Raw genomic sequence first — 23,992 nt, 5'->3', positions numbered from 1 at the left:
TCTGTGTGAGATTAAATCAACCCTAGATGGCTGGCATGAAACTGCAGATGCTCGTCAATAAACGACGTGATGAAAAAGTAACTGTGATCGTACCCTTCATGCATGTTTAACGTCAGCGGTGTGTCAGATTTCTGTGCGGCATTAACCAGGGCCTTAGGCTTCAGCTGCTCAGTTAAGAACTGGTCGGCACGACCTTGCTCCACCAGCAGCGGCACATAATGGGTCTTTTCTGCCAGCAGGGCGGCGGCGTCGTAGGCCTGCCAGCTGGATTTATCGTCGCCCAGGTAGTGCGAAAACGCTTTTTGCCCCCAGGGGCAGTCCGTCGGGTTGGCCACCGGGCTAAACGCCGATACAGAAACGTACCGGTTAGGGTTGCGCAAACCAATCACCAGGGCGCCATGGCCCCCCATGGAGTGACCACTGATTGCCCGTTCGCCGGTGACTGGCAACTCTGCTTCCACCAGCGCGGGTAACTCACTGGTAACATAGTCGTACATCTGGTAGTGATCCTGCCAGGGCGATTGGGTGGCATTGACATAAAAGCCCGCTCCCTGCCCCATGTCATAGGCGCCCTCCGGATCGTCAGGCACCCCTTCTCCGCGGGGACTGGTATCCGGGGCCACAATGGCCATACCCAACTCAGCCGCTATTTTCATGGCTCCGGCTTTCTGCATAAAATTTTCATCAGTGCAGGTTAAGCCGGACAACCAGTACAGCACCGGTACGGGGTTGTCTGCAGTCGCGAACGGCGGCAAATATACCGCAAATGTCATATCGCAGTTATTCACCGTTGAACGATGGCGATAGCGGCAATGACGGCCGCCAAACGCCCTGTTTTCACTGAGTAATTCCATTACTTTGCCTCGTCAAATAACACCACGCTGCGAATACTCTTACCCTCATGCATCAGGTCGAATGCTTCGTTGATATCACCTAACGGCATCTTGTGGGTAATAAATGTTTTCAGGGGAATGTCTCCGTTGAGATATTGCTCTACCATTCCCGGCAATTCCGAACGCCCTTTTACGCCACCGAATGCGGTACCGCGCCAGACCCGGCCGGTTACAAGCTGAAACGGGCGCGTGGAAATTTCCTGCCCGGCACCAGCGACCCCGATAATGACCGACTCACCCCAGCCTTTATGACAGCACTCCAGCGCTGAGCGCATTACGTTGACGTTGCCAATACACTCAAACGAATAGTCCACGCCGCCGTCAGTCATCTCAACGATAACTTCCTGAATCGGCTTATCATAGTCTTTGGGGTTAATTACGTCGGTGGCACCAAGCTGTTTGGCCAGCTCAAATTTATCCGGGTTAATGTCAATGGCAAGAATGCGGCTGGCTTTCGCCATCACGGCGCCAATAATGGCCGACAGACCAATCCCGCCCAGCCCGAATATGGCCACCGTGTCACCCTCTTCTACCTTGGCGGTATTCAGTACCGCGCCCATGCCGGTGGTGACGCCGCAGCCCAGCAGGCACACTTCTTCCAGCGGCGCTGCCGGGTTGACCTTTGCTAAAGAAATTTCGGGTAATACCGTATACTCAGCAAATGTGGAGGTGCCCATGTAATGGTAAATCGGCTCGCCATCTTTACTGAAGCGAGTCGTGCCGTCTGGCATCAGACCTTTGCCCTGGGTCTCGCGGATCTTTCCGCACAGGTTGGTTTTGCCCGATTTACAGAATTTACACTCGCCACATTCCGGGGTATACAGCGGGATCACGTGATCGCCTACTTTGACGCTGGTTACGCCTTCGCCCACGGATTCAACGATGCCGCCGCCTTCATGGCCCAGGATGCTGGGAAAAATCCCTTCAGGATCTTCGCCTGAAAGCGTGAACGCATCAGTATGACAGACCCCTGAGGCCATCACTTTAATTCTGACTTCGCCGGCTTTAGGTGGCGCTACGTCCACTTTTTCGATCGATAAAGGTTTACCTGCTGCCCAGGCAACTGCCGCGTTGCAGGTGATTGTTTGTCCTTCCATTCGTTATCTCCGGGATATGTGTTAGTGGGTTCAGTAAAGGGTCTATCGGCTTTTGGATCAAGTTCGTTTACACTAACCACCTAATTTTTGAGGTGAAGCACAATGCTGAAAAATTTGGGCCATAATATTGTCGGCAGCCTGTCGGTTCTGCTGTACTTTGTGAACACTATACTCTGGTGTATACCGGTATTCATATTATCATTTTTTAAGCTGATCCCTGTTGCCCCGTGGCGTAAATTCATCACGTATCTGTTGGATGCGTGTGCCACTGGCTGGATCGGCGTAAATAATCTTAACCAGCGGCTGACCAGTTCAACGCGCTGGCATGTTAATGGCCTTAGCGGGTTATCGTCACAGGACTGGTATCTGGTCATTGCCAACCATCAGTCGTGGGTGGATATTCTCGTGTTACAGCGGGTATTTAACCGTCGTATTCCGTTTCTTAAATTTTTTCTTAAACAACAGCTCATCTGGGTACCTGTACTCGGTTTGGCGTGGTGGGCGCTGGATTTCCCTTTTATGCGCCGGTATAGCAAATCGTTTCTGGCAAAAAATCCTCACCTGAAAGGCAAGGATATGGAAACCACCCGGCGGGCCTGTGAGAAATTCCGCTTTAAGCCTGTGAGCATAATGAATTTTGTGGAAGGCACCCGCTTTACGCCCGAAAAGCACAAACGTCAGCAATCGCCCTTTAACCACTTATTAAAACCGAAAGCCGGCGGGATCGCTTTTGTGCTGAGTGCCATGGGCAATCAACTACACAAGTTACTTGATGTCACCATCCACTATCCGGACGGCGTACCCACGTTCTGGGACTTCGTATGTGGCCGGGTAAAAGATATTCGGGTAAATATTGCCGTCACCCCCATGCAGGATATCGTGCACGGCGGCGTGTTCAGTCCGGAGTACTTCAGCGACCCCGAAAATCGCAGCGAATTTCAGCGTTGGCTGAATGCTCGTTGGGAACACAAAGATTCGCTTCTTGCTTCCTTTGAGTCTAAGCAATCATTATGAACGCAATACTAACGCCCTTCATTTTTATCCTGCATACGGCCTTGCAGATCCTGAATCTGGCCTGGTGGGGTGGTCTCATTATCCTGTTAGGTCTGGTAAAGCTTATCGTTCCCCATGCGGGATTTCGCCACGCATTGCTGAATATCATGCATGGGTTCATGTTCTGTTTCGGCAAAGTCAGCGTGGCCTTTATTCGCCTGTTCAATAACGTGGAGTTTGACTATCGGGTACATGGCAACCTGTCAAAGCAGAGCTGGTATCTGATTGTAGCGAATCATCTGAGTTACCTGGACATTATCTTGTTGATTGATTTCGCCGCCCCGCGAATTCCGGCGCCGAAGTTTTTCCTCAAGCAAGAGCTTATCTGGCTGCCGTTTGTCGGGCTCGGTGCCTGGGCGCTGGATATGCCCTTTATGCGACGTTATTCACGGGCCTACGTCGAAAAATATCCCCACAAGAAGGGCAAGGACCTGGAAACGACCCGTCAGTACTGTCAGAAGTTCAGAACCACACCCACCACTGTCATTAACTTTGTGGAAGGCACTCGCTTTACCACTAAGAAACACGCCAGTAAGGTAAGCCCTTACCGGTACTTGCTGCCACCGAGAGCGGGCGGCGTCGCCTTTACGTTAAGCACCATGGGAGAGTTGTTTACCAACGTACTGGATGTGTCGCTGTTGTATCCCGGCAGTAACCGCCACCCCATGATGGCCATGCTCAGCGGTCGAATGACCCGTATAGTAATAGATGTTACGGTAATGGACGTGCCCGACCCTGCACCCCAGGTGGCTGCAGATGTACAAGACTTCCGGGTACGTTTCCAGGGCTGGTTAAATCGCCTGTGGACCGAGAAAGATAACCGAATATCACAAATACTGGGGCAATAATACTGTGCAAATCGCCACATCCATTCGAGATACCTTTATTCATACTGTAAAGGATGTATTTCCCGGCCTGACTACCGAAGATCCACTTTACAACGCGCTGGCACTGGGTTTCATTGTTATTGCGGCGCTCATATTCTGGTTATTAGCCAGAGTATTTCTGCGTGCGCAAATTGCGTTATGGATAAAGCGCACCAAAACGAAATGGGATAATGCCCTGCTGGATCATGGCTTTTTTAAGCGGCTGATGCATTTGGTGCCCGCCATATGGATTTTCATGGTGACCCCGGTACTGATCAACGACGACACCGTGTTACATGGGCTGCTACTGAAAGGCTCGCAACTCTATATGTTGTTCTCGGCGCTACTGGCCCTCTACGCCTTACTTAACACGCTGGAAGATATTTACAACGAGTCGCATTTATCCCGCAAAGCGTCGATAACCGGGTTTGTTCAGGTGGCGAAACTGGGCTTCTCAATACTGGTACTGTTGTTGAGTATTTCCCTGATTATCGAGCGCAGCCCCCTGATCATTGTGTCAGGTCTGACGGCACTGGCCGCCGTACTGCTGCTGATTTTTCGCGACACCATTATGGGGTTTGTCGCAGGGATCCAAATTGCTGCCAACCGCATGTTTACTACCGGTGACTGGATCCAGATGCCGAAATACGAAGTGGACGGCGAAATTATGGAAATAGGCCTGACCAACGTCAAAGTGCAGAACTGGGATAAAACCATTTCCACGCTACCGTCTTACAGCCTGACTAATGAAGCGGTGAAAAACTGGCGTGGCATGCAGGAGTCGGGCGGACGCCGGATCAAGCGGGCTATTTACATCGACATCAACTCTATCCATTTATGCAGTCAGGACATGCTGGACAGGTTTTCAAAAATCCGCTACATCTCCGATTACATAGATAAGAAGCTCAATGAGTTGCGTGCCTACCATCGCGATTATTCCATTGACGAAACCGACCTGCTGAACAACCGCAAGCTGACCAACATAGGTACATTTCGGGCCTATCTGGAGGCGTATCTGAGCAAGCATCCCAGAGTAAACCAGTCACTTACTTTGATGGTGCGTCAGTTACCCCCTAATGAGCTGGGGCTGCCCCTGGAAGTGTATTGTTTTTGTGTGGATAAGGAATGGACGGCCTACGAGCGGGTACAGGCAGATATCTTTGACCATATTCTGGCAATGTTGCCGCAGTTTGACCTGAAAGTGTATCAACGGGACAGTCACCTGGGTTCGGCAGGCTACTTACCCGCTTCCGGTCATTCAGCCCCTGCGGTGTACAGTGATCACGCCACCCCGGATGAGTAACTTACGGACATAAAAAAACGGCGCTAAGCGCCGTTTTTTTATGTGTTACGGAATATCAGCTTAAGCCGTAGCCCAGTAGCATACACAGCACCAGACCGGACACGCCGAAGAAACCGTACTCAATTTTTTCCTGCATGGCTTTCTGCCCTGTCGATGATGACAGGAACCCCATAATTATGCAGCTCACTCCCAGTGTAAACGCCAGCAGCATCACACCAAACATAATTGCGTTAATCCAATCAGACATTTTTTAACCCTTACTTTTCGCTGGCCGTATTATGCACGAAAGCCAACAATTTGAATATCCTCACCCTTAAAATTGTTATTGAGAAAAGTGGCGAATTTGACCAAAAAATTATCAACTCACTCAATGCTCACGCTAAATGTGATTCACTCACAGGCCCAAAAAAGCCTAAAGTAATGATTTAAAAGAAAGTTTACTACTTGGCCTGGCTGTTGCTCTTAGTTGATTATCCGCATTCAGGATGACCCGTATTGAGAGTATAGGACGAATCATGAAAACACGTATCCCTTTGTTTGTTGTTGCCGCCAGCACCTTGTTCACCGCATCAGCCAGTGCCCACGGTGATGACCATGACCCTTGCGATATTGAACTGCAAGGTAATATCCGCTACGCCAGCGGTATGTTGAATATCGATATGGACAACGGCAGTCAGCTCACCATTACCCCAGACTATATGCTGGCTGTAAATGGCGAGTGGGTAAAACTGTCAGAGCAAGAGCAACACTGGGTAGAGACCTACCACCAGCAGCTTGAAACTGCCATCCCGATGACACTTAATATTGCTTCGCAGGGGCTGGATATAGCCAGCGTGGCGGTCAATGAAGCGTTTGGCGAATTGCTGGGTCCGGACGATGAACTGGTCGCCGACTTCAATGAGTTGTTCACCTCACTGGAAACCGATATGCAGGCCGCGTTTTACGATGCGCAGGGAAATATTCAGATTGACTCCTCCCGTTTCGATGAGCCCGGCTGGTTTGACGACGCCTGGGAAGCCCGTTTTGAAGAGCAGTTTGAGTCGCTGGTATCCGAATCGGTGGGACGGATCCTCATCGCCGTAGGCACGGAAATGATGATGGAGGGCGACATGGCGGCCTTCGAAACCAAAATGGAGAGCTTTGGTAAAGACCTCGAACAACGTGTTGAAATGCAGGCTGAAGCGCTTACCCGTGACGCCGATGCCTTGTGTGAGGTACTGGCCAGAGCTGACGACGCTGAGGCGCAAATGCAACAGCATATTCGTGGTTTAGACGGTTTAAACTTACTGGATATGCCCAACCGTAAGCTGAAAATGTAGCGGCTGGCGTAAATAACTCGTGCTAGCATAGCGAAATTGTCGTTAACAGGAATCGCTATGCAGCACCCGCTTGTTCTATGTGGCCACGGTTGGTTGGGCAACTACCTGGCCGAAACCCGCGAACCCGCGACGGTCATATCTACCACACGTACACCGGAAAAATGCCAACAACTCGCACAACAGGGTTACCAGGCTATCCCCTTTACTCTTGGTGATGACCCGGCCGTGCTTACCCGGCATTGCTCTCAAGCCACAGTGCTGCTTAACATTCCCCCCGGACGCCGCAATCCATCGCTGGATACCTACCTGGACAATATGCTGGCGCTGATAGACGCCCTGATTGACGTTAAGGTAGGGCACATTATTTTTATCAGCACCACCTCAGTATACGGCGAAGAAACCACTCATATTGTTACCGAAAACACGCCGGTTGACCCTCAGACAGTGTCGGCGAAGACCCATATTGCCATTGAAAAGCGTCTGCGTCGTTATCCCAATTATCGCTACAGTATAGTGCGGCTGGCCGGTCTGGTCGGCCCGGATCGTCACCCGGTTAATGTCTTGTCTGGCAAGCATTTCAGTGCCGGTAACAAGGTGGTTAATCTGGTTCATGTTGCTGATGTGGTTACGGCCCTCACACAGTTAATCCGCCGGGGCGGCGAGGGGAAAACCTATCACCTGTGCAGTCTTGCCCACCCTAAGCGCGGAGACTATTACCCACGCACGGCCCACGCCAGAGGTCTTGCGTTGCCGCGGTTTGACGATACCACAGCACTTCCTGTGGGTAAGCGCATTGATGCGCGCTGGAGCTGGGAAATGCTGGATACACGCCCTCGGTTCGCGACCCCGGACGACATGATGTAGTCCCGCGTGAATAACCACTGTAGACACACAAAAAAGGGCAGCCAAACGGCTGCCCTTTTTGCAGGCAGTAAACGCTGTTTACTGCCACACACGGTCTGGGTTAGCTGAAGAAAATATCAATCAGACTAAAGCCAAAGTACTTCAGCGCCACTGTATTAATAAAGATCACCAGCAGAATCACCGGAATAAAGGTACCTACTGAAATGTCCACATAGCGCTCAAAGAAGCTGCCTTTATAGTTTGGCGCCCCTTCATCCAGCGCCGCATTGAAATTGGCCTTCTTCCAGCGGTAAATCACAAAGATACAAATCAGGAAGCCATTCAGCGGCAAGATAGTGTCGTAAAACACATCATACACAATGTCGAAGAAGGACTTGGGCGTATCGGCATAGTTGGTAAAGGTAGTCAGAAACTCGACGTAACCAAACGACAGTGCGCACAGGCAAGCCAGTATGATCATGCCAACGCCCAGAATAAGCAGCGCAGGCTTACGGTTCATGTCCTTTTCATCCATCAGCGCAGCCACTGGCACTTCGAAGATAGACACCAGAGAGGTGATGGCCGCAAAGAAAACCAGCAGGAAGAACAGGCTTGCCACCAGCGACGCGCCCAGATACCCAATCGATGATTGCAGTGCCAGGAAGATTTGCGGCAGATAGGTGAAAATCATGCCGATGGACGACTCACTGAGCTCCGCCGGGTTAGTCTCCGGATTAAACGAGAAAATCGCCGGCAGGATCATCAGACCGGCAGTGAATGCCACCGCCGTATCGGTCAGTGCAACCAGCTTTGCCGAGCCGGGCACGTCAGCGCGTTTATCAATATAGCTGCCATAGGTGATCATGATCCCCATCCCTAACGACAGCGAGAAGAAGGCCTGGGATAAGGCCCCGTTTACTACCGACGCGGTGATTTTGGAAAAGTCCGGGATTAGATAAAACTCTACACCCGCCATGGCGTTATCCTGCATTAGCACGAATACCACCAGTCCGAGTAACATCACGAACAGCGCAGGCATCAACAGTTTAGCGGCTTTCTCAATGCCTTCTTTTACCCCGCCTTGCAAGATCAGATAGACCACCGCGACCACCACGACCATATAAGCGAAAATGCGTGGCGAGTTAATGAAGGTGGCAAAGGTGTCCGGATTCGCCAATAACTCAAGGTCGCCGGTCACGGCGGCAAACAAGTAGCCGAAAATCCACACCGTAATAACCATGTAGAACACCGCAATCATGAACGGCGTGATAACTGAGAGCCAACCCGCCAGTTTCCAGTGCGTCTGATTGCCACTCAAATCACGGTATGCGCCCAGTGGATCTTTACGGGCATGTCGACCCACTGACATTTCAGCCAGCATAACCGGCAGACAGATGGCGAAGACGAAAATGGCGTACATGAGCAGAAAGGCGCCACCGCCATTTTTCGCTGCTCCTACCGGAAACCCGACCAGGTTACCGATCCCTACAGCAGACCCGGCTGCTGCCAAAATAAAACCGATGCGCGATCCGAACTGTTCTCTGGCGCCGCTCATACCCAGCTTCCTCTTGTTGTTTTCTTGTTATCGTTGTTACGGGGGATGCGTTTTTTTAATTGTTAATGCACTTGTGAAGGCGTTATAGCAGGGCTCTGAGAGCCCACTATGCATCCAGCCCGGTTCGGCATGGTAACAGCAGATTTTTTAAAAGTCTTGATGTTAAACGCGATTCACACCCGCTCTGGCGTATTACCAGCTGATGTTTTTATCGTCCCAGTCACGATAATACGGACTGCCTTGCGGGTCGAGTGTTTCAAGAATGTTAATCAGCCGGGTGACTGTAAACTCTGGTGTAAACAGCTTCTCCGGTTTGACGTTCCCCTGAAAAGGTTCAGACAATACCGTGTCTACTGTGCCGGGGTGATAGCAAAGCAGGCTGGTGTTTTTGGCTCTGCGTTTGTATTCGACGCTGGCGGTTTTTATAAGCATGTTAAGGGCGGCTTTGGAGGCGCGATATCCGTACCAGCCCCCCAGCCGATTATCACTGATACTACCGACCCGGGCACTCAGGCACGCCAGTGTGGCGTGATCGGGGTGCATAACCGACACCAGGTGCTTTATCCACAGCGCCGGGATAATGGTATTGATACTGAAATAAGCGTTAAGCTGGGCCTCATTTAATGCTTCCAACTGTTTTTCCGGGCTTACCTTTACGCCATTTTGCTCGCCGTGTAAAAAACCGATGGTACATACGGCGCTACGTACCTGCATAGCCTTTTCGCGAATATGGGCAACCACCTGCGCAATGTCCCCATCGCTGCTGTCGCAGGCCATCACGTTCACCGATTCAGGCCAGCTCTCATCCCGGGCGCCCGTGCGTGAGACTGCCAGCACCTGTTTGCCCTGCCCGGCCCATGCCGATACCAGTGTACGGCCGATGCCGCCTGCTGCGCCAATGACCAGGTATATATCACTCATTTGGTTTCTCCACCCTACAGGCTGTACCACAGCCGCGACGTTTACCGGTTAACAAGTAGGAAATCCGATAGCGATGGCGGGCGAAAAAGTTATAGGCCAAATCGGCCAGAGGCCGTATCACTGGCCAGCGTAGTGGCGCATACAACCAGCCTTTGCCCACCGCGTGCCACGCCTGGTAAGTGGCATCCAATCCGGTGACCAGTGAGCCATCCGGCATCTGCACGTGAATACGGGCGTTCAGGGCCTGCCAATCAAGGGCGGGGAACCGGTCACTGAAAGCCGGCGACTGAATATCTTCAAACCGGATTACACCCTGGGTATCGTACTTTTGCAGATGGCGCATTTCACTCTGGCATAACGGACAGTAGCCATCGTAGAAAATGATCATAATTACCTCTGTTTTCAGTGCGAGGCAGACCTTGCGCCTTATTCACACTTTTTTGCTTTTTGTTATGCCGTTTTACGATAAGAAAACTGTTATGGATGACTTGTGTTTGCCCTGGGGCGGACCCACACTCTGAGCCATAAGCAATCACAAGGATATTCACTATGGCTAACCATGAAACCGCGACACTGGCAGGCGGCTGCTTTTGGTGCATTGAATCGGCGTTTAATAGCGTTGAAGGCGTAGAAAGTGCCATTTCCGGTTACGCCGGTGGCGACGACCCTACCCCTTCCTATGAGTCGGTATGCCGGGGAGAGACCGGGCATGCAGAAGTGGTGCAGGTGACCTACAATCCGGAACTGCTCTCCTACCGTGAAGTACTGGAAATCTTTTTTGCACTGCACGACCCGACACAGCTGAACCGTCAGGGTAACGACGTCGGCACCCAGTACCGCAGCGTGGTGTTTTACCACAACGACAGTCAGCGCAAGGAGGCTGAGGCCATCATTCAGGAAATGACTGACGATGAAGTATGGCCAGACCCCATTGTGACGGAGGTTGAGCCGATATCAAACTATGTACCGGCGGAAGACTATCACCAGAACTATTTCAAAAATAACCCTGAAAATCAGTACTGTGCAATGGTGGTGGCCCCCAAGCTCGCAAAGTTTAAGAAAACGTTTGCGTCAAAACTGCGTTAATTAAACCACGACGCCTGCAATGGCACTGAAAACAACAGCGGTGCCATTGCCTTATACCTTTCTTCGTTCGCCCCGCACTGCACGTTTTTGAGATAATTTTTCTTCCACGGGTCATTTATCAGCCACAGTGTTTGGTCAATCACGGCCAGCCCTTCAATTGAGGCATTGTCCATGATTTCCTGAGGCGGACATCCGGCGGTGCCCTCGTCAACGGCTGCAGTAAATTGTAAAGAAATGCGCTGATACGACTGCTCGGGGTCAGTGCTGATCACCCACAATTCGTCATCGTTGCGGGCAGCGGCAAGGATATACCCCTGACCTGTGGCCGCATGATGATAATACTCAAGCCCGTTAATGGGGTGGTTGCCACTGTCAAAGTGAGGCAGGGCTAAACCCGCATCCTCAACCCTGGCAAACTCCTGTGACTCCCAGAACTTTTCGTCCAGGCTGAGTGAGAATAGTCGCGGCTGCCCGGCGGCGTCTTTTTCCAGTCCCAGATATAAGGTACCGTCTGGTGCCAGCGCCATTCCTTCAATGCCATCGTTGGGAAAGTCACCCACCGCCAGCGTACTGTCGAACGCCAGCGGACGTACATGGGTCATAGTAGCTGAACCATCATCATGCCGTTTCAGACGCACCAGTAAGGTCGGATAGTCAGTGGAGCCGGTCTCCTCATAACGCTTCTGACAGCGCACAGACAGCGCACCGGTGCGGGTAGCATCTTCTGTTACGGTATAAAACACCGTGCTGTCGGTGGGGTCGACCACCAGCGCTTCCAGATCCGGTTCGGTTTTCAGGTAATCGGCAAAGCAGCTGCGGCGTACCCGACTCGCCATGCCCATAGCGTCAGGCGTGGGCATCAAAGTGGCCGTGGCCGGATCCAGCATGTGGATACGACGTTGCTGATTTGGCAACGCGCTGCCATCAGAAATGCTGGCCAGCAGCCCGTTAACATGGGTCAGGCCAGATGTTTGCGGATCTGCCATTACGCCACCGCCGGCTTCCTTAACCCATACGCCAGTCACCGTAAGCGCAGTACTTTGGGCCTCATCACTTTGAACTTCAGGGGCCGGCGCATCGGAGCAGCCCAGCAACATAAGTAATGACAAGCCCACCGGCAGACTGGTTTTCAACATGGCGAATTTCCCGTTGGTTGTGCTCATAGCTGCGTTAGCAACCGTTCGCTGAAACATATACAGCGTAGATTCTGCGTTTGTTTATAAAAACTTGCAACGTTTGCAGGCCGCCACGGCAAGTGCTGGCGCATCTGGTTGCATTTGCTGACAAATTTCTCATTATCGAAGCACCAAAAACGCGTTATGGTTAGCATATGTTTGTTACTTCATGCGAGACAGCGTGACCGATACGCCAGAAATGCCGGCGGTACTGGCTGGCCCCATAGTCAGGCACACTACCGCAACACACTGCCACCTGTGGTTAGTAACCTCACAACCAGACTCGCTGGATATCGTGTTATCCCAGCATGATAAGCCGCTTGCCGCCACCACCCGGTGTAAGTACGTGCCGGTGGGCAAGCATGCCTATGTAGGCCTGGTTACCGTGGAGTTTAGCGCCCCAATAGCTAAAGCCACGCCGGTCTGTTATCAGCTGCAATTTGCCAGTACTCACTTTCAGGCGCGCTGGGAAAGCGCGCTGCCCGCCCTGTACTATCCCGGTCAGCAGTCATTGAGCTTTTGCTGGCAGCCTGAACTGCGGCAGGTCCTCCATGGTTCGTGCCGTAAGCCACATCACGACAGTGCCGACGCCCTGACGCGGGTAGACAGCTTGCTGGAGGAAGCGATAACTCACCAGACGCCCCGGCCTGATCTGTTACTTATGACCGGCGATCAGATTTACGCTGATGATGTCGCCGGGCCCATGTTACAGGCTGTTCAGCAGGTAGTAACTGCGCTTGGGCTGTTCGGTGAGTCTCTCAGCGGCGCAGTCATTGAGCACAGTGATGCCCTGCCTGGTCATCCTCACAACCTGTATGAGCGCGAGCAGCTGCTACCGAAAATTGCCACCAATACCGCGCTGTCAAAATTGTTTTTTGGCGCCAAGAAAAAGCCGGTCTTTACCTCGGTCAATGCACAGAACCATTTAATCAGCTTTGCCGAAGTGATGGCTATGTACCTACTGGTCTGGTCCGATACGCCCTGGCGATTTGTCCACATCAGTGAAGATCCCGTAGATGATCGCTATAAGCCGCAATTCCGGCAGGAGCAGCAGACTATTACGGGCTTTTGCGACACGTTGCCGGCCGTGCGGCGGTTACTGGCGCACCTGCCCACTTACATGATATTCGACGATCACGATGTGACCGATGACTGGAACCTGACCCGAGGCTGGGAGCAGGAGGTGTACGGGCATCCACTGTCCAAACGTATGGTGGGCAATGCCCTGATGGGCTACTTGCTGTGTCAGGGCTGGGGCAACTGCCCGACGAATTTCGACCCGCTGCAGGAACACATTGATGCCACCTTCACGCCCGGCGGGCTGGCCCAACACGATGAATTTATTGCCACGCTGTTCGACTTTGAGGAGTGGCACTACCAACTGGAGACCACCCCGCCCATCAATGTGCTGGATACCCGTACCCGGCGGTGGCGTTCGGAGTCGAGTCTAAATAAGCCCTCTGGCTTGATGGACTGGGAGGCCATGTGTGAATTTCAGCAGTCCCTGATAGGTAAAGAGGCAGTGATCGTCGTATCGGCAGCGCCTGTCTATGGCGTTAAATTCATCGAAGCGGTGCAGAAAGTATTCACACTGATGGGCAAAGCACTCACGGTAGACGCGGAAAACTGGATGGCCCACAAAGGCACCGCTAATGTCATGCTGAATATTTTCCGGCATTTTCGTACCCCGCCGGAATTCATTATCTTGTCCGGTGATGTCCATTACTCGTTTGTTTATGACGTCCGGCTGCGGTTTCGACGCAACTCTCCGCATATTACCCAGTTTACCTGTAGCGGAATTAAGAATACCTTTCCCAACACGCTCATTACCTGGCTGGACCGATTTAACCGGGCCCTCTACCGCCCCTCATCGCCGCTGAATGTGTTCACCCGTCGCCGGAATATGTCGGTGCGCGCCCGGGATCCGGGTGATCACAGCGGCGAATTACTGAATGGATCAGCCATTGGACTGCTGGAGTTACACCCGAACGACCCGACAGTGCACTGCAAAGCTTTGTGTAGCAACGGAGAAACGGTAGAATTCGTCCGGCACCAGAGTAGTAAAGAGGCGAAAGATGAGTGATACGGCACTGAAGATCGGGCTATTTTATGGCTCCACCACCTGTTACACCGAAATGGCGGCTGAAAAAATTCAGGCGCAACTGAATGCGTTGTTTGACGACCAGGTTGTCTGTTTGCACAACATTCAGGAAGAACCCCTCACCCACACCGCCAACTACGACATTCTCATTTTGGGCATTTCTACCTGGGATTTCGGCGAACTGCAGGAAGACTGGGAGTCTCACTGGGACGAGGTCTACCAGTTAGATCTCAGTGATAAAATTGTGGCGTTATTCGGGCTCGGCGACCAGATAGGCTACACCGACTGGTTCCAGGACGCCCTGGGCATGCTGCATGATGCCATTCAGCCGTCTGGCTGTAAGATTATCGGTTACTGGCCTAATCAGGGCTATGATTTTGCCCAGTCAAAAGCGCTGACCGAGGACAAGACGCAATTTGTGGGTTTATCACTGGACGATGAAAACCAGTATGATCTCACTGATGATCGCATTCACACCTGGTGCCACCAGCTCCTTGAAGAGCTAAGTGACTAACCCTGGCCGACTCCACAAAACCTATTTTCGGAACGGCGCCAGCCACAGAGATGGTGCCGATGTGTCGTTTAATGACATCCGTAAGCTGTTTAATTTTGCCAGTATTACGGTAGGTCGCTGGGTTACCCCCGAAGAGCAACAACTGGCCGCCAACCTGTTCTTCGATGCGCTGTACGATCTTATCGATATTCTGCAAGTCAACGAACAGGTTATTTCGCTGAACGGCTCGCTCTCACTGGCTTTCGGTCATGGCGGGCAAAAACACGCCAGCGCTCACTACAACCCCGCTAAACGCCAGCTGGCGCTGGCTAAAAATGCCGGCGGCGGCGCCCTCGCCCATGAGTGGTTTCACGGGTTTGACCACTACATTGCCGGCAAGGTGTTTACCGTGAAGCCCACCGGCAACTTTGCCTCACAAGCCTGGCTGGACAATGCCACTGTCCAGCCTCATCCGCTCAACGATCTGTTGTGTGAGTGCTTTTCCACCTTGTTCTTAGACACCACTAATGGCCCCAGCCCATACCTGATCCGATCGATCGAGGCTGATCGCGCGCTCAAAATGTATTATTATGCCATGCCTCAGGAGATGGCAGCGCGGGCTTTTGAGGCCTGTGTTCAGGATCACGCGATAAAAAATGCGTTCCTGGTGCAGGGTACGAAAAAGTCCACCGAAGCTAGACTTGGGATCTACCCGCATGGTAGTTTGCGCAATCAACTTAACCAACAGTTGATGCTATACTTTTACCAGTTGGGTATTGCGCTGGCTAAAAAATCACCGTAACCCGTCGTGGTTTTCGGCTTTTTTGAACAATATTCCGGCAACAAGTGTTAAGATGTAGGCTGTGTTGTACAAAACGCTATTCATTTTTGTTACAAACAGTATACTAATGTGCTCGAATGTAAGAGAAGAAAGAATACGAGATGAAAAGAAAAAAGCATACCTCGGCCGATGACGAGGCTCAGATTGACATGACGCCCATGTTGGACATTGTGTTCATCATGTTGATTTTCTTCATTGTTACTACGTCGTTCGTGAAAGAGAAAGGTTTGGATGTAAACCGTCCTGAAGATAACCAGTCGAACACCGACAAGCCTTCAAGCTCATTGTCTATTCGCATTGACGAGAATGGCACCATTACAATGGGCGGTCGTGAAGTGGATATTCGTCGCGTAGTTGCGAACACGCAGACTTACCTGGCGGAAAATAACACTGACACTGCAGCTATCCAGGCTCACGAAGACACCGAACATGGCACCGTGGTTGAAGTTATGAACCAGGTGAAAGTTGCTGGCATTGAAAAAGTATCAGTGCTGGTGAAAGGTTCCTAAACCTTACTCAATACCAAAAAACCGCCTTCTGGGCGGTTTTTTTATGCTTACAAAAGCATATACATAGGTGTGGCTCTGGCTCTCGTTTGCACGATCGCAACGATCTAGCATAAGGTTGTCTGGATAACCATGTTGAAACGGTTCCAGCCAATAATCTGGAGCAAACCTCACCATGTTGAATAACAATAATAATAAAGGCGAACGCATTCGCGTGCGTCGTCGTAGCCGTAAAGCGCAGGCCCGGACAGGATAACCCAGGTTCTGTGTTTGTACCGGTGACGCCACGGCCTCAGTCCAGCCAGCCTGACAGAACGGCGACAGCGCGACAGAATGTGACGCCGCCCCCCTTGGTCGCCATGGTGGATTTCAAGGACGTGGCGCCGAACAGCGAGCCACTTATAGGCGCCACCGACAGCGATGTTACACCCGAGCCTGCCGCCCAGAGTATCGAAGTATCTGAACCTGCCAGACTGGCACGGTTCGGCTGTGCCGGCATTTATTTATTTGTTCTCAGGCGGGCGCTCACCGCCCGTGGACGGAAAGCGTCAGCGTAAACTTTCAGTGAAGGGCGCGTTCAGACGGTGTGGTTATCAGACGTTTGTTCAGGTTTCGCCAGTCGACGTTTTTCTTGGATCAGCTTAGTAATGATGCTGAACAGATTGCTGATGTTAAAGATTGTACCGAAGATACTGCCTACCAGCAGGGCGTAGGCAAGTCCCAGCGACTCGGCCACCAGAAACCACTGACGAATTTTCATCGCATCACGCAGCACAATAGAGCCGATGGTAAAAATCAGCGATGAGCTGTAAGCAATGATAATGATCCAGCTATGCTCCAGTACAAACCACTCGAACGCAAAAAAGGCCAGATTCGCGGCTACGAATAACGCCAGAATACTGTGGGCGCGGGATTTCAGCGCCACGATGTTACGGATACTGGCGAGCATACAGCCCACCCCGGCAGCCATCGCGTCCAGCATAAAAAAGTGAATGCTTACTGACAATAACGCTCCTGCGGATATTATCAAATAGCGATCGACATGGTTCTGCCGGTAGCCAATAAAATTCAATATAACCGCAAGTGCACCAAAGCCCTCTGCCAAATATTGCATCATGGTGTATTCCTGTTACTGCGATTGCCGACGCAGGTATTGCGTACCCAGGGGTAAGAACAACGGAGCCAGCACGGTGTCTGCCGGAAACGCATATAATCCAAACCGGTTGCCTTTGCAGTGGCTTAGCACCACCGCGTGCGCGGGTAATACGTCAATACCCTGGCGACAGGGATCAAAAAGCGGCACATGATACTTTCCCAGATGCAGTATAGCCACTTTTTTTGACCGATAGGTCAGGAAATCTGCGGCAACCGGTGCTGACAACCGGGCATACACCTGATAGAAAGGCACCCGCCATTGTCGCTCCCGCCACAGGAATGGCTGAATCACCAGTCGCTGTGTATAAGGCTTTAAGCAGTCGGGCAGCATACTTTTCATTCCTGGTGGCTCAGAATTTAAGATAATATGGCCGGCATAAGTTCCGGTAGTCATCCGAATAGTCGCCTGTCTCTGTGTGAATAACCAGGGTTTCTTTCTGTACTGCGCCCTCCTGCCGCGTGAAACACATCGCAGCCACGTGCGCAGCCTTATGGGCATAGCTTTGCACCCACAGCAGGTCTGTACAATATAGTCCGCACGCTCTGCCCTGCTCTACAATATCGTGAACCTGATCAGCAGGGTACAGGCAGTAAAACGCTCCCTCAGCAGTCAGGTACGCAGCCACCCATGCAAACAACCTGGCCGGACTGAGACTGTCCTGCATTCTGGCCTGCTGGCGGGCCTCCGACTGCGTAGCGTAAGCCTGAGTGGACTGAGCTGGAGCGGCGAAATAAGGGGGGTTACAGGCAATCAGATCATATTGGCGACCAGGACACTGAGTGAGTACTGAGCCCTGACACACAGCGATATTATCGGCCCAGGGTGAGGCCAGAACATTTTCCCGCGCCTGCCTTGCTGCATCAGCATCAATTTCAATCGCGTCAATGACTGCCTCTTCACTGGCCCGCTGGGCCAGCATCAAGGCCAGGATCCCAGTGCCGGTGCCGATATCCAGTATACGATAACGCCCTGCCACCCTAACCCAACTGCCCAGAATGAGGCTGTCGGTATTAACCTTCATGGCGCATTTATCCTGCTTAACAGTAAATTGTTTACACTGAAACACCCAAATTCTCTCCATTCCCGGTAAAGCGCTGTAACGTTATCATTTTATCGGCCACTTCACTGGCACTCACCGGCCGGTATTTCTTCAGACGCCCCTGTAACAATGGCCCGAACAAGGGCGCCAGGCTCTGACCCAGTGATTCCAGCCCGCGGCTTTCCTCTCGTTTGCCAAGCAATAATGAAGGCCGTACAGCAGAGGCATGGGGAAGCTGCGGCATACGCATAATGGCATTTTCCAGTTCGCCTTTAACCCGCAGATAGAAATTGCTACTGCTGGCATCCGCCCCCACTGAGGATATCCAGACGAAACTATCGCAACGTTGTGCGCGGGTGAGCTGGGCTGCCACGTGCACATATTCAAAATCAACCCGTCGGAAGGCCGCTTTACTGCCAGCTTGCTTTAGCGTAGTGCCAAGACAGCAGTAAACATGGTTCACCGAGAAATAGCCCTGATATTCCTGTAACTGGTCAAAGTCGATAACCACAGGGTTGAGCTTGCCCTGCGGATCGTGAAACAGCGATGCAGGCAGAGGTCGGCGCACAAGGCAGGTCACTTCGGTGTAGCGAGGGTCGTGTAGCAGCCGGTCAACGACCTCTCGTCCCACCAGACCTGTCGCTCCCAGCACAATTGCAGAATTGTTGTCACTCACCTTGTATCATCCTGTGTATTCACTACAATCGATTCCCCGACTGCAAAGTAAGAAGATAATAATGAAGAAAGCCCTCATGTTTGGAGCCCTTATGCTAAGTACAGCAATACAGGCTCAAACGCTCACAATAGAGCGTATTTTCGAGTCTCCCTCATTAGATGGCAATGCCCCACGTAACCTGAAGGTATCGCCCAATGGCGAGCGTGTCACCTTCCTGAAAGGCAAGGCCAGCGACTACGAGCGTCTGGATTTGTGGGAATACCACATCGCCAGCGGTGAAACCCGTATGCTGTTCGATTCCGATGATCTGCACAGTGGTGAAGAAACCCTGTCGGACGAAGAAAAAGCACGCCGGGAACGTATGCGTTTATCGGGCACCGGCATTGTAAGCTACCAATGGTCTGAAGATGGTGAGTCCTTACTATTCCCACTTGGCGGCGACGTGTATTATTTCCGGCTTGGTGACAAAGAGGCCAAACAACTACTGGATACAGAAGCGTTTGAAACCGATATAAAACTGTCGCCAAAAGGCAATTATATTTCTTTCGTGCGTGACCAGAATGTCTACATAAAACATATTGCCAGTGGCAAAGAAACCGCAATTACTAAAGACGGCGGCGGAAACATCAAATACGGCATGGCAGAATTTGTTGCCCAGGAAGAAATGGGCCGCATGACCGGCTACTGGTGGGCACCGGATGAAAGCCACATTGCCTTCACCCGGGTCGACGAATCACCGGTAGAAGTAATCACCCGCTCAGAAATTTATGCCGACAAAATCGACATGATTGAGCAGAAGTATCCCAAAGCAGGCACCGATAACGTCACCGTGAAGCTCGCCATTCAGAATATTGCCAGTGGCGAACGGACCTGGGTGGATATGGGTGAAAACCAGGACATCTATTTCGCCCGTGGCGACTGGATGCCGGATAGCAGCACCTTCACTTATCAGTGGCAAACCCGCGACCAACAGACACTGGAACTGCGGGCTTACCACCTGGCCAGCCAGAAGCAGTCGGTACTGCTGACAGAGTCCAGCCCAACCTGGGTGAATCTGCATGACGATCTGACGTTTTTAAGCGATCGCGATCAGTTTATCTGGGCGTCAGAGCGCGATGGTTTTAAACACCTCTACCTGTACAACAACGACGGCACATTAGTTACGCAGATTACCTCTGGTGACTGGGTGGTCGACTCACTGAAGGCTGTCGACACTGAACAGAACAAGGTGTACTTCACAGGCCGCAAAGACACCCCCCTTGAAAGCCATTTATACAGCGCGCCGCTGAAAGGCGGCACTGTTACCCGTATCACCGAACGTGATGGTTTCCACCAAATCACTTTCAGTGGCGACGCGTCGATTTATATCGACCGTTTCTCTACCGTCAACTCCCCCTACCAGGTCAGCCTGCATAAAGCGAATGGCAAGCAAATTACCTGGCTGGAGCGTAACGAAGTAGACAATGACCACCCACTTCATCCGTATATGGATAGCTGGACTAAGCCTGAGTTTGGCACCCTGACCACCGACGATGGCGCCGAGCTGCAATACCGGCTGTACAAGCCCGAGAATCTGGAAAAACAGCACCCGGTTATTGTGTATCTTTACGGTGGTCCACACGCGCAGGTGGTGAACAACAGCTGGGGCGGCAATCGTGGCCTGCTCATGCAATACTGGATAGATCAGGGCTATGTGGTATTTTCACTGGATAACCGAGGCTCTAACTACCGCGGTAAAGCGTTCGAAGATCCCATCTATAAGCAAATGGGCAGTATCGAAGTGGAAGATCAGGTTGCCGGTGTTAAGTTTCTGCGCACCCTGCCTTACGTCGACCCGGAGCGCATTGGCGTGCACGGGCACAGTTACGGTGGCTATATGACTCTGATGACCATGTTCAAAGCCGGCGACTATTTCAAGGCAGGTGTCTCCGGTGCCCCGGTGACCGACTGGCGCTTATACGATACTCATTATACCGAACGTTACATGGGTAATCCCAAAACTGACGATGCCGCCTACACCAAAGCCTCGGTCTTCCCCTATGCGAAAGACCTGAAAGGTTCTTTGCTGATTTACCATGGAATGGCCGATGACAACGTTCTGTTTACGCACAGCACCATGTTGTATAAACATCTGCAGGACTTGGCGATTCCGTTTGAAACCATGGACTACCCAGGCAAGAAGCACAGCATTCGTGGTAAGCAAACAGGCATCCATCTGTACAAAACCATCACTAACTTCTTCAACCGAAACCTGCATCCCAACGCAGAGTAGTTGAAGTCATCAAAGCCACCTGCCGAGGTGGCTTTTTTTTTCCCTTCTACTTATTCCACAAAATTTCACTGCGCGGCAGCGCAACCCCTTAATTTCTGTAGCCTAGACGCTAATCACTCATCGTACCATTTATGATTTTAATAACTCTCAAGTAACGACACTTATACATTTATAACTAAACATTATATTAATAAATTGTTAATAGTCTTTTCATGCTGTAAGTTGAAGCTCGGGGTTTGCCCCATTAGCGCCTGAATAACATGCAAAAAAAGATCGGCAGAAGCCGGCATTTAGGCAAATAGGCAAAATGATAACAAGTGAAGAAGACGTATTTATGTTCAAAACAACTATAAAACCTACTCTGGCTGCCACTCTACTGGCTCTGGGTTCTGCTTCAGTCGCCGCACAAACCGGTGACAGATATATCATTCAGGTCGATAACAACAGCAAAGGCATCGTCAAGGCTCTGGCTAAACAGTCAGGTGCAGATATTCATATTGACGCGAATGGATTCATTGCCGCAACATTCTCAGGAAAGTCGTTATCTGACGTAAAAGGATTGATGAACAATCCTCATGTAAAACTGGTTGAGCAAGACCACGAACGCCGTCCCATGGCACTTTATAATGATGACGCCGGCGATCCGGATGCCATGCAAATCACGCCCTATGCGGTTTACCAGGCCCAGGCCAACCAGGTCACTTTCGACGCCAATGCCGGTATGAAGGTATGTGTGATCGACTCTGGTCTTGATAGCTCTAACCCGGATTTCGTGTGGAGCCGCATTACCGGCGACAACGATCCCGGCACCGGCAACTGGTTTGATAACGGTGGCCCGCATGGTACCCATGTGGCCGGCACTATTGGCGCTGCGGATAACAGCTATGGCGTGATCGGCATGGCGCCTGGCGTGGATATGCACATCATCAAAGTATTTAACGCTGAGGGCTGGGGTTATTCTTCTGACCTCGCTTATGCTGCACAAAAATGTGCTGATGCGGGTGCAAACATCATTAACATGAGTCTGGGCGGCGGCGGTGCCAACAGCACCGAAGAGAATGCCTTTATTGACTTCGTAAACAACGGTGGCTTCGTAGTGGCTGCTGCCGGTAACGACGGCAACAACGTCCGTTCTTATCCTGCCGGCTACCCAGCTGTTATGATGATTGGTGCCAACGACGCCGATGACAATATTGCTAGCTTCTCACAATATCCGTCATGCACTTCAGGACGGGGCAAAAATGCCACCTCTGATGAAACCATTTGTGTAGAAGTCACTGCCGGTGGTGTTGATACCCTGTCCACCTACCCAGCGGGCGGCGCCACTATGGCGTCAATGACCGCGGACGGTGCGGGTGTCGCTGCGTCGGCCATGGAAAATGCCGGCACAGCCAGCGCCACTACGTACTTTATGGGCATCGGCGATAGCGTTGATACCAATGCCTCGGGCAAAGTTTGTTTAATTGACCGTGGCAGCATTTCATTCTACGACAAGGTAAATAACTGTGAGCAGTCCGGTGGTGTTGGCGCGGTCGTGATCAACAACGAACCCGGTATGCTGTATGGTACCTTAGGTGAAACGAATGACACCACCATCCCTGCTGTAGGTGCTGCGCAGGAAGACCGTGCACAACTGCTGGCGGCGACTACGGTGGATATCAGTATTGGTGCCAGCGATTACGGCTATATGAGCGGTACGTCTATGGCGACACCTGCGGTAGCAGGCGTGGCTGCGCTGGTGTGGTCAAATCACCCCACCTGTACGGGTGAGGAAATCCGCTCTGCACTGAAAGCCACCGCTCGTGATGCGGGAGCCGCGGGTAAAGACGTGTACTTCGGCCATGGTATTGTACAGGCGGCTGACGCCAATGATTACCTGACCGCAAACGGCTGCGCCGGCGGTGGTAGCGGCGGTGGCGGCACAGGTGGCGGTAGCGACCTGTCGCTGACAGCGAACGGCTATAAAGTCAAAGGCATGCAGACCGTCGATCTGAGCTGGTCAAATGCCACGGGTAACGACGTTGACATCTATCGTGACGGCAGCGTAATTACTACTACGGCCAACGATGGCGCCTACACCGATTCACTGAATAAAAAAGGTGGCGGTGTCTACGACTACCAGGTGTGTGAAGCAGGCACGACTACCTGTTCTGCTACTGTGACCGTAGTGTTCTAAATACCACGGGCCAGAAACAAAAACGCATAAGCGGGCGGTTGCCCGCTTTTTTATATCTGAAGATAGCTTTGCGTATCTTTTACGGTTAACCGAATAACTGATCGGCCAGCGTTTTCTGCACCTGCTGCGCCGAAGATTTACTCAGCTCCACTTCCACCGGCGCCCCCTGCCCAGATACCCAGATTTTTAGCTCAGAGTCGGCATCAAAACGCCCTGCCGTTTCCACCATAAATTGGGTGATGGCGCGGTAAGGAATGGAATGATAATTGACTTTGCGGCCAGTCAGCCCCTGCTTGTCAATTAGAATCAAACGGGCGGTGGTAAATACGGTTAAATCCCGCACCAGCCGATAAGCCGCTACCACCTGTTCGCCGTTCCCCAGCACCGGCGCCAGTTCCTCCTGTACCGCCGCCACATCGGTTTCGCTGGCGTTACCCAACAATGTATCAAAAAGTCCCATGGTATTATTCCCTATCTGGTTATTAAGTACCCGTCACTCGCTGCAATTCTCGAAGCAGTTTCATGGCTGACCCACTGGCTATTATTAAGCAAGCTTCGTCATGAAGCTGCATAATGTTGCTTTACGGTGTTACCAGTAAAGCAAATTTAGCCACTAAATGG

Annotated in this window: 25 protein-coding genes; 13 read left to right on the top strand and 12 right to left on the bottom strand. The window is 51.8% G+C overall.

The genetic code is table 11. The annotated features are described in order from the left end of the window. Positions 1-11 precede the first annotated feature (11 nt). The gene (gene fghA, locus OCL06_RS03955) at positions 12-854 is read right to left on the bottom strand and encodes an S-formylglutathione hydrolase (RefSeq protein WP_262992449.1); all 843 of its coding nucleotides are present in this window, start codon (positions 852-854) and stop codon (positions 12-14) included. Beyond that, entirely contained in the window at positions 854-1,990 is a 1,137-nt protein-coding gene (locus OCL06_RS03950) for an S-(hydroxymethyl)glutathione dehydrogenase/class III alcohol dehydrogenase (protein WP_308445992.1), read from the bottom strand. The genes fghA and OCL06_RS03950 overlap by 1 nt, the downstream gene beginning before the upstream one ends. Positions 1,991-2,092: 102 nt before the next feature. Between OCL06_RS03950 and yihG (OCL06_RS03945) the strand changes: the two genes are divergently transcribed. The 3 genes from yihG (OCL06_RS03945) to OCL06_RS03935 are packed head-to-tail and all read left to right on the top strand — an operon-like array spanning position 2,093 to position 5,212. After that, positions 2,093-3,004 (top strand): 1-acylglycerol-3-phosphate O-acyltransferase, YihG family, encoded by a 912-nt coding sequence (gene yihG, locus OCL06_RS03945; protein ID WP_262992448.1) that lies wholly within the window; start codon positions 2,093-2,095, stop codon positions 3,002-3,004. Then, positions 2,998-3,891 (top strand): 1-acylglycerol-3-phosphate O-acyltransferase, YihG family, encoded by an 894-nt coding sequence (gene yihG, locus OCL06_RS03940; protein ID WP_262992470.1) that lies wholly within the window; start codon positions 2,998-3,000, stop codon positions 3,889-3,891. The genes yihG (OCL06_RS03945) and yihG (OCL06_RS03940) overlap by 7 nt, the downstream gene beginning before the upstream one ends. Before the next feature lie 4 nt (positions 3,892-3,895). Next, a complete protein-coding gene (locus OCL06_RS03935; protein ID WP_262992447.1) occupies positions 3,896-5,212 on the top strand; it encodes a mechanosensitive ion channel family protein in 1,317 nt (438 codons plus the stop codon). Between the two features lie 55 nt (positions 5,213-5,267). Here OCL06_RS03935 and OCL06_RS03930 read toward each other — a convergent pair whose 3' ends face one another. Continuing rightward, complete coding sequence (locus tag OCL06_RS03930) at positions 5,268-5,459, bottom strand: hypothetical protein (protein WP_262992446.1); 192 nt, start codon at positions 5,457-5,459, stop codon at positions 5,268-5,270. A 268-nt stretch (positions 5,460-5,727) separates the two neighbouring features. Here OCL06_RS03930 and OCL06_RS03925 point away from each other — a divergent pair, with 268 nt between their 5' ends. Then, positions 5,728-6,531: a DUF2884 family protein gene (locus tag OCL06_RS03925; protein WP_262992445.1), complete on the top strand. Its 804-nt coding sequence runs from the start codon at positions 5,728-5,730 to the stop codon at positions 6,529-6,531. 57 nt (positions 6,532-6,588) lie between these two features. Then, complete coding sequence (locus OCL06_RS03920) at positions 6,589-7,395, top strand: NAD-dependent epimerase/dehydratase family protein (RefSeq protein ID WP_262992444.1); 807 nt, start codon at positions 6,589-6,591, stop codon at positions 7,393-7,395. A 100-nt stretch (positions 7,396-7,495) separates the two neighbouring features. On the opposite strand, the gene OCL06_RS03915 is transcribed toward OCL06_RS03920, so the two are convergent. The 3 genes from OCL06_RS03915 to OCL06_RS03905 form a co-directional block, all read right to left on the bottom strand. Continuing rightward, a complete protein-coding gene (locus OCL06_RS03915) occupies positions 7,496-8,929 on the bottom strand; it encodes a sodium-dependent transporter (RefSeq protein WP_262992443.1) in 1,434 nt (477 codons plus the stop codon). 192 nt (positions 8,930-9,121) lie between these two features. Then, positions 9,122-9,850, bottom strand: coding sequence for an SDR family NAD(P)-dependent oxidoreductase (locus tag OCL06_RS03910; protein ID WP_262992442.1), 729 nt, complete (start codon positions 9,848-9,850; stop codon positions 9,122-9,124). Next, positions 9,843-10,238: a thiol-disulfide oxidoreductase DCC family protein gene (locus OCL06_RS03905; protein ID WP_262992441.1), complete on the bottom strand. Its 396-nt coding sequence runs from the start codon at positions 10,236-10,238 to the stop codon at positions 9,843-9,845. The genes OCL06_RS03910 and OCL06_RS03905 overlap by 8 nt, the downstream gene beginning before the upstream one ends. A gap of 161 nt (positions 10,239-10,399) precedes the next feature. Between OCL06_RS03905 and msrA the strand changes: the two genes are divergently transcribed. After that, a complete protein-coding gene (gene msrA / locus OCL06_RS03900) occupies positions 10,400-10,936 on the top strand; it encodes a peptide-methionine (S)-S-oxide reductase MsrA (RefSeq protein WP_262992440.1) in 537 nt (178 codons plus the stop codon). Here msrA and OCL06_RS03895 read toward each other — a convergent pair. Next, positions 10,933-12,072: an esterase-like activity of phytase family protein gene (locus OCL06_RS03895; RefSeq protein WP_262992439.1), complete on the bottom strand. Its 1,140-nt coding sequence runs from the start codon at positions 12,070-12,072 to the stop codon at positions 10,933-10,935. The genes msrA and OCL06_RS03895 overlap by 4 nt on opposite strands. A 238-nt stretch (positions 12,073-12,310) precedes the next feature. Between OCL06_RS03895 and OCL06_RS03890 the strand changes: the two genes are divergently transcribed. The 5 genes from OCL06_RS03890 (at position 12,311) to OCL06_RS03870 (ending at position 16,609) form a co-directional block, all read left to right on the top strand. Continuing rightward, positions 12,311-14,194, top strand: coding sequence for a metallophosphoesterase family protein (locus OCL06_RS03890; protein WP_262992469.1), 1,884 nt, complete (start codon positions 12,311-12,313; stop codon positions 14,192-14,194). Then, positions 14,187-14,726: a flavodoxin FldB gene (gene fldB, locus OCL06_RS03885; protein WP_262992438.1), complete on the top strand. Its 540-nt coding sequence runs from the start codon at positions 14,187-14,189 to the stop codon at positions 14,724-14,726. Before OCL06_RS03890 ends, fldB begins: the two co-directional genes overlap by 8 nt. Beyond that, positions 14,719-15,507: a CLCA_X family protein gene (locus tag OCL06_RS03880; protein ID WP_262992437.1), complete on the top strand. Its 789-nt coding sequence runs from the start codon at positions 14,719-14,721 to the stop codon at positions 15,505-15,507. Before fldB ends, OCL06_RS03880 begins: the two co-directional genes overlap by 8 nt. Before the next feature lie 140 nt (positions 15,508-15,647). Then, positions 15,648-16,055, top strand: a complete 408-nt coding sequence (locus tag OCL06_RS03875; protein ID WP_262992436.1) for an ExbD/TolR family protein — start codon at positions 15,648-15,650, stop codon at positions 16,053-16,055. A gap of 263 nt (positions 16,056-16,318) precedes the next feature. Beyond that, positions 16,319-16,609 carry a hypothetical protein gene (locus tag OCL06_RS03870; RefSeq protein WP_262992435.1) on the top strand — a complete coding sequence of 97 codons (291 nt, stop codon included), beginning with the start codon at positions 16,319-16,321 and terminating at the stop codon, positions 16,607-16,609. A 20-nt stretch (positions 16,610-16,629) separates the two neighbouring features. On the opposite strand, the gene OCL06_RS03865 is transcribed toward OCL06_RS03870, so the two are convergent. Genes OCL06_RS03865 through OCL06_RS03850 form a run of 4 tightly spaced genes read right to left on the bottom strand, consistent with a single transcriptional unit; the run spans position 16,630 to position 18,923 of the window. Further along, on the bottom strand, positions 16,630-17,166 hold the full coding sequence (locus OCL06_RS03865; RefSeq protein WP_262992468.1) for a YgjV family protein: 537 nt from the start codon (positions 17,164-17,166) through the stop codon (positions 16,630-16,632). Between the two features lie 15 nt (positions 17,167-17,181). Then, complete coding sequence (locus OCL06_RS03860; RefSeq protein WP_262992434.1) at positions 17,182-17,538, bottom strand: hypothetical protein; 357 nt, start codon at positions 17,536-17,538, stop codon at positions 17,182-17,184. Positions 17,539-17,557: 19 nt separating this feature from the next. Next, positions 17,558-18,229, bottom strand: coding sequence for a tRNA1(Val) (adenine(37)-N6)-methyltransferase (locus tag OCL06_RS03855; protein ID WP_262992433.1), 672 nt, complete (start codon positions 18,227-18,229; stop codon positions 17,558-17,560). A gap of 31 nt (positions 18,230-18,260) precedes the next feature. Continuing rightward, the gene (locus OCL06_RS03850; protein ID WP_262992432.1) at positions 18,261-18,923 is read right to left on the bottom strand and encodes an NAD(P)H-binding protein; all 663 of its coding nucleotides are present in this window, start codon (positions 18,921-18,923) and stop codon (positions 18,261-18,263) included. 61 nt (positions 18,924-18,984) lie between these two features. On the opposite strand from OCL06_RS03850, the gene OCL06_RS03845 reads away from it, so the two are divergent. Together OCL06_RS03845 and OCL06_RS03840 are read left to right on the top strand one after the other, a co-directional pair. Further along, positions 18,985-21,195 carry a S9 family peptidase gene (locus OCL06_RS03845; protein ID WP_262992431.1) on the top strand — a complete coding sequence of 737 codons (2,211 nt, stop codon included), beginning with the start codon at positions 18,985-18,987 and terminating at the stop codon, positions 21,193-21,195. Positions 21,196-21,529: 334 nt separating this feature from the next. Beyond that, positions 21,530-23,371, top strand: a complete 1,842-nt coding sequence (locus OCL06_RS03840; protein WP_262992430.1) for a S8 family serine peptidase — start codon at positions 21,530-21,532, stop codon at positions 23,369-23,371. Between the two features lie 85 nt (positions 23,372-23,456). Here OCL06_RS03840 and OCL06_RS03835 read toward each other — a convergent pair whose 3' ends face one another. Then, positions 23,457-23,831 (bottom strand): PH domain-containing protein, encoded by a 375-nt coding sequence (locus OCL06_RS03835; RefSeq protein WP_262992429.1) that lies wholly within the window; start codon positions 23,829-23,831, stop codon positions 23,457-23,459. Between the last annotated feature and the right edge of the window lie 161 nt (positions 23,832-23,992).

It is taken from the genome of Alteromonas salexigens, from assembly GCF_025628895.1.
Lineage (GTDB): Bacteria > Pseudomonadota > Gammaproteobacteria > Enterobacterales > Alteromonadaceae > Alteromonas > Alteromonas salexigens.
This window is presented reverse-complemented; position numbering and strand designations above follow the sequence as displayed.